Origin of the sequence: Streptomyces viridosporus (genome assembly GCF_002078235.1) — a bacterium.
In the GTDB taxonomy this organism is placed as follows: domain Bacteria; phylum Actinomycetota; class Actinomycetes; order Streptomycetales; family Streptomycetaceae; genus Streptomyces; species Streptomyces viridosporus.
This window is the reverse complement of the sequence record NZ_MSGP01000293.1, coordinates 1-5,620: the sequence shown is the minus strand read 5'-3', so window position 1 is coordinate 5,620 and position 5,620 is coordinate 1. Positions and strand designations below refer to the sequence as shown.

Annotated in this window: 5 protein-coding genes and 2 pseudogenes; 2 read left to right on the top strand and 5 right to left on the bottom strand. The window is 73.2% G+C overall.

From position 1 onward, the window contains the following. Positions 1 to 276 (bottom strand): annotated as a pseudogene (locus B7L92_RS21040) (uridine kinase); the annotation flags it as partial. A gap of 146 nt (positions 277 to 422) precedes the next feature. Between B7L92_RS21040 and B7L92_RS21035 the strand changes: the two are divergent. Beyond that, positions 423 to 830, top strand: a complete 408-nt coding sequence (locus B7L92_RS21035; RefSeq protein ID WP_081239046.1) for a hypothetical protein — start codon at positions 423 to 425, stop codon at positions 828 to 830. Positions 831 to 912: 82 nt separating this feature from the next. Here B7L92_RS21035 and B7L92_RS21030 read toward each other — a convergent pair whose 3' ends face one another. From B7L92_RS21030 to deoC, 3 genes are read right to left on the bottom strand one after another with little or no spacing between them, the layout of a single operon-like run. After that, positions 913 to 1,872, bottom strand: coding sequence for an aldehyde dehydrogenase family protein (locus B7L92_RS21030; RefSeq protein WP_255311061.1), 960 nt, complete (start codon positions 1,870 to 1,872; stop codon positions 913 to 915). Continuing rightward, the gene (locus B7L92_RS21025; protein WP_081239045.1) at positions 1,865 to 3,301 is read right to left on the bottom strand and encodes an aldehyde dehydrogenase family protein; all 1,437 of its coding nucleotides are present in this window, start codon (positions 3,299 to 3,301) and stop codon (positions 1,865 to 1,867) included. The genes B7L92_RS21030 and B7L92_RS21025 overlap by 8 nt, the downstream gene beginning before the upstream one ends. Before the next feature lie 5 nt (positions 3,302 to 3,306). Continuing rightward, a complete protein-coding gene (gene deoC / locus B7L92_RS21020) occupies positions 3,307 to 4,266 on the bottom strand; it encodes a deoxyribose-phosphate aldolase (RefSeq protein WP_039831511.1) in 960 nt (319 codons plus the stop codon). A 217-nt stretch (positions 4,267 to 4,483) separates the two neighbouring features. Here deoC and B7L92_RS21015 point away from each other — a divergent pair, with 217 nt between their 5' ends. Continuing rightward, complete coding sequence (locus B7L92_RS21015) at positions 4,484 to 5,215, top strand: PH domain-containing protein (RefSeq protein ID WP_081239044.1); 732 nt, start codon at positions 4,484 to 4,486, stop codon at positions 5,213 to 5,215. A 96-nt stretch (positions 5,216 to 5,311) separates the two neighbouring features. On the opposite strand, the pseudogene B7L92_RS21010 reads toward B7L92_RS21015, so the two are convergent. Further along, positions 5,312 to 5,620: pseudogene (locus B7L92_RS21010) on the bottom strand (phospho-sugar mutase); the annotation flags it as partial.

Genomic DNA, 5,620 nt, shown 5'->3' with positions numbered 1-5,620 from the left:
GTTCACGGCAGCGGGTGACGATCTCCGCGGCGAAGATGCCCTCCGCGATGAACAGCGGGGCGGTGCCGATGTCGACGCTCCCCTCGCCCGTGCGGGCGCTGAGCGAGATGTCGTAGACGGGGACCGGGGTGCGGCCCGTGCGGCACAGCCGGTCGATCGCGGCGAGCGCGGTGTCCGCGTCCCAGGAACCGGGATGGTCCCAGTCGATGTCGGAGCTGCCCGCGNNGACTTGCCGGAGCCGGAGGGGCCGCAGAGCAGCACGACTCGCGCGGATATGGGCGACTGGGAACTCACGGGACACCAGTGTGAGGCATCGACCGGGCGGCGTACGACCCCGTGGTCCGGCTTTGAAGCGTGCGTCACATCTCGGCTACTCTGCGCGTCCGATCAGTGACTCGGTGAAGGCAAGAGGTGGTAGAGCGATGGGCCGATACAGCGCACCCGGGGCGTCGACCGTCCGACGCACCCTGGCCGTCCTCGCGACCGCGGGCGCGGCGCTCGGGGCGGGCGCGGCGACGGCGGCAGCGGCGGATTCCGGGCCGCTCCCGGGCGCGGTGGACGCGGACCGCTCCTCGCTCGGCGCCCTCGACCCGCAGGCCGGCCTGCGGTCCGCGACCGGCTCGACCGCTCATGTCACGGGCCCGGTCGCGGACCTGAAGCCCAATCCGCTCGCCGGCACGGGAGTGGACCCGCTCGACAACGGCGTCGGCACCCAGGTCGCCGACTTCCGGCCGGTGGACTCGCGCGCGGTGACCGGTCCGGTCGCCCAGGCGCCGTCGGTCGGCAGCGTGCCGGTGGTCGGCCCGGCGGTGGGCGGGCCGGCCGGGTGAGGGCGGACCGCACGGAAACGGCGGAGCGCCGCACCCGTCCGCCGTCCGGGCGGGGTGCGGCGCTCCGGCCGTACGGGGCCGGTCAGTAGGCGGAGCCCGAGGCGCCCAGCGAACCCGTCGGGTGCCAGACCGTCTTGGTCTCCAGGAACGCCGTCATGCGGTCCGTGCCCGGTGTCGCCGACCAGTCGTCCACAGGCTGTGGACGCAGGACGCGCTTGAGGTTGTCCGCGGCCGCGATCTCCAGCTCCTTCGCCAGCGCCTCGTCGGCGCCCGCGAGGTCGATCGCGTTGACGTCCTGGTGCGCGGCGAGCGGGGCGGCGATCTCCGCCGTACGGCCGGACAGGACGTTGACGACGCCGCCGGGCAGGTCGGAGGTGGCCAGGACCTCGCCGAGGGAGAGGGCCGGGAGCGGCGACCTCTCGCTCGCGACCACGACCGCCGTGTTGCCGGTCGCGATCACCGGGGCGACCACCGAGACCAGGCCCAGGAACGACGACTCCTGGGGGGCGAGGACCGCGACCACGCCGGTCGGCTCGGGCGAGGAGAGGTTGAAGTACGGTCCGGCGACCGGGTTCGAGCCACCGACCACCTGGGCGATCTTGTCGGTCCAGCCCGCGTACCAGACCCAGCGGTCGATCGCCGCGTCCACCTGGGCGGCGGCCCTGGACTTCGACAGACCCTCGGCGTCGGCGACCTCGCGGACGTACTGGTCGCGGCGGCCCTCCAGCATCTCCGCGACGCGGTAGAGGATCTGGCCGCGGTTGTACGCCGTCGCCCCGGACCAGGCGCCGAACGCCTTGCGGGCGGCGACCACCGCGTCCCGGGCGTCCTTGCGGGAGGCGAGCGGTGCGTTGGCCAGCCAGTCGTCCTTCGAGTCCGTCACCTCGTACACCCGGCCGCTCTCGGAACGCGGGAACTTCCCGCCGACGTACAGCTTGTAGGTCTTGAAGACGGAGAGCCGCTCGGCCTTCTCGGGCTTCCCGGCCTTCTCAGGCTTCTCGGCCTTCTCGACCTTTTCCACCTTCTCGGACTTCTCAGACATCGAGGTACGCCTCCAGGCCGTGGCGGCCGCCCTCGCGGCCGAAGCCCGACTCCTTGTAGCCGCCGAACGGCGAGGTCGGGTCGAACTTGTTGAACGTGTTGGACCAGACGACCCCCGCACGGAGCTTGTTCGCCACGGCCAGGATCCGCGAGCCCTTCTCCGTCCAGATGCCCGCCGACAGGCCGTACGGCGTGTTGTTGGCCTTGGCGACGGCCTCGTCCGGGGTGCGGAAGGTGAGCACCGACAGCACCGGGCCGAAGATCTCGTCGCGGGCGACGGTGTGCGCCTGGGTGACGCCCGTGAACAGGGTCGGCGCGAACCAGTAGCCGCTCTCGGGGAGTTCGCAGGCCGGGGACCAGCGCTCGGCGCCCTCCGCCTCGCCCTGCTCGACGAGCGAGGTGATGCGGGAGAGCTGCTCCGCGGAGTTGATCGCGCCGATGTCGGTGTTCTTGTCGAGCGGGTCGCCCAGGCGCAGCGTGGAGAGCCGGCGCTTGAGGGAGTCCAGCAGCTCGTCCTGGACCGACTCCTGGACCAGCAGGCGGGAGCCCGCGCAGCAGACCTGGCCCTGGTTGAAGAAGATGCCGTTGACGACGCCCTCGACGGCCTGGTCGATCGGGGCGTCGTCGAAGACGATGTTGGCGCCCTTGCCGCCCAGTTCCAGGGTGAGCTTCTTGCGCGTGCCGGCGACGGTCCGGGCGATCTGCTTGCCGACGGCCGTGGAGCCGGTGAAGGCGACCTTGTCCACGTCCGGGTGCGCGACCAGCGCGGCGCCGGTGTCGCCGTAGCCGGGAAGGATGTTGACGACGCCCTTGGGGAGACCGGCCTGGCGGCAGATGTCCGCGAAGAAGAGCGCGGAGAGCGGGGTCGTCTCGGCGGGCTTGAGCACCACCGTGTTGCCGGTCGCGAGCGCCGGGGCGATCTTCCAGGCGAGCATCAGCAGCGGGAAGTTCCAGGGGATGACCTGGCCCGCGACGCCGAGCGGCCGGGGGTCGGCGCCGAACCCGGCGTGCTCCAGCTTGTCGGCCCAGCCCGCGTAGTAGAAGAAGTGCGCGGCGACCAGGGGCAGGTCGGCGTCGCGCGTCTCCCTGATCGGCTTGCCGTTGTCCAGCGTCTCCAGGACGGCCAGCTCGCGGCTGCGCTCCTGGATGATCCGGGCGATCCGGAACAGGTACTTGGCGCGCTCGGAGCCGGGCAGCGCGGACCACTTCCCGAACGCCTTGCGGGCGGCCCGCACCGCGCGGTCCACGTCCGCCTCGCCGGCCCGGGCGACCTCGGAGAGGACCTCCTCGGTGGCGGGGCTGACGGTCTTGAAGGCCTTGCCGTCGGCCGCGTCGGCGAACTCGCCGTCGATGAACAGGCCGTAGGACGGCGCGATGTCGACGACCGAGCGGGACTCGGGCGCCGGGGCGTACTCGAATGCGGATGCCATGGTGATCAGTCCACCGTCACGTAGTCGGGGCCGGAGTAACGGCCGGTGGCCAGCTTCTGGCGCTGCATCAGCAGATCGTTCAGCAGCGAGGAGGCGCCGAAGCGGAACCAGTGGTTGTCCAGCCAGTCCTCGCCCGCGGTCTCGTTGACCAGCACGAGGAACTTGACCGCGTCCTTGCTGGTGCGGATGCCGCCGGCCGGCTTCACGCCGACCTGGACGCCGGTCTGGGCGCGGAAGTCGCGGACCGCCTCCAGCATCAGGAGCGTGTTCGCGGGCGTGGCGTTCACCGCCACCTTGCCGGTCGAGGTCTTGATGAAGTCCGCGCCCGCCAGCATGCCGAGCCAGCTCGCCCGCCGGATGTTGTCGTACGTCGACAGCTCGCCCGTCTCGAAGATGACCTTCAGCCGCGCGCTCGCGCCGCAGGCCTCCTTCACTGCGACGATCTCGTCGTACACCTTCCGGTAGTTCCCGGCGAGGAACGCCCCGCGGTCGATGACCATGTCGATCTCGTCCGCGCCGGCGGCGACGGCCTCGCGGACGTCCGCCAGCTTGACGGCGAGCGGGGCGCGGCCGGCCGGGAAGGCGGTGGCGACGGAGGCGACCTTGACGCCGGAACCGGCGACCGCCTCCTTGGCCGTGGCCACCATGTCGGGGTAGACGCAGACCGCGGCCGTGGCGGGGGTCGTGCGGTCGGTCGGGTCGGGGCGGACCGCCTTCGCGCCGAGCGCCCGGACCTTGCCCGGGGTGTCCGCGCCTTCCAGCGTCGTCAGGTCGACCATCGAGATGGCGAGGTCGATGGCGTACGCCTTCGCGGTCGTCTTGATCGAGCGGGTGCCGAGGGAGGCGGCACGGGCCTCCAGGCCGACCGCGTCGACGCCGGGCAGCCCGTGGAGGAAGCGGCGCAGCGTGCTGTCGGACGCGGTGACGTCGCTCAGGGCGTGTGCGGGGGGAGCAGTGGTGGACATGGTCACAAGCCGAGCATATCTACGCGCGTAGCGGCTGTACAGCCCCCGGAACCGCCCCGCACGGCCCCGGAACCGCCCCGCACGGCCCCGGAACCGTCCCGCACGGCCCCGGAACCGTCCCGCACGCCCCCGGCTCCGTCGCGTACGGCCGCCCGCGGCACCGGCCGGGCTCCACCGCGTACGAGTGCTTCCGGGGCCGTCGTGCAGAATCGGGAGCATGACGACCCCTGAGCCCCAGTCGCCTGCGCCGGAGCCTTCGAAACCCACGAAGACCACGAAGGCCCCGCAGTCCTCGACGTCTGCGGTGCCCCAGTACAAGGACCGGACCTACCGCTCGCCCGCGGCCCTCGCCGGCGGTGTGCTGCTGCTCGCCCTCATCGGGTGGCTCGGCATCGACGCGCTGGTCGTCGGGGAGGGCCGCACGCCGTGGCTGGCCCTCGCCGTGATGCTCTTCCTCGTGCCCCTGGTCGTCGCCTACACCCTGCGCCCCGCCGTCTTCGCCAACGACGACCGGCTGCGCGTCCGCAACCCCTTCCGCGTCGTCGTGCTGCCCTGGGGGCAGGTCGCCTCCCTGCGCTCCGGTTTCACCAACGAGGTCGTCGACGACTCCGGCACCAAGTACCAGCTGTGGGCCATCCCCGTCTCGCTGCGCGCCCGCAAGAGGGCGTCGCGGGCCCAGGACCGGCTGGACGCGCGGGCCGCCCGCGCCGCCGGCCGGGGCGAGCGGCGCGACCCCGGTGCCGGCCTCGGACTCGGCCCCGGGGGCGTCACCGAGGCGCCGAAGCGGGCGGAGGGCGACCAGATCATGGACGAGCTGCGCAGGACGCACGAGATCCGCCAGGAGGAGCCGGCGGCCCAGGGCGAGGTGACCGTGCGGTGGGCCTACGAGATCGCCGGGCCGGCGGTCGCGGGTGCCGTGCTGCTGGCGGTCCTGCTCGCCGTGGGCTGAGCCTCGCCGTGGGCTGAGCGCGCGGCGGGTCCGGCCGGGGCCCGTGGTCCGCGGTGCCCGGCGGGGCGCGGTGGACCACGGGCCCCGCCGGGGCCCTCAGATGCCGGCCGCGCGCGCCAGGTCCCGCTTGAGCGCGGTCAGCAGTTCCGCCGCCGTCGCGCGGGCCGCGGGGAGGTCGGCCCGGGCGGGGACCGGGACCACCACCTCCAGGTAGCACTTCAGCTTCGGTTCCGTGCCGCTGGGGCGGACGATCACCCGGGCGCCGTCCAGGGTGTAGCGCAGGCCGTCGGTGGGCGGGAGCCGGTCCGTGCCCCGGGTCAGGTCCTCGGCGCCGGTGACCCGCAGGCCCGCCAGCACGGTCGGGGGCTGCTCGCGCAGGCGGCGCATCGCGGCCGCGATGAGGGA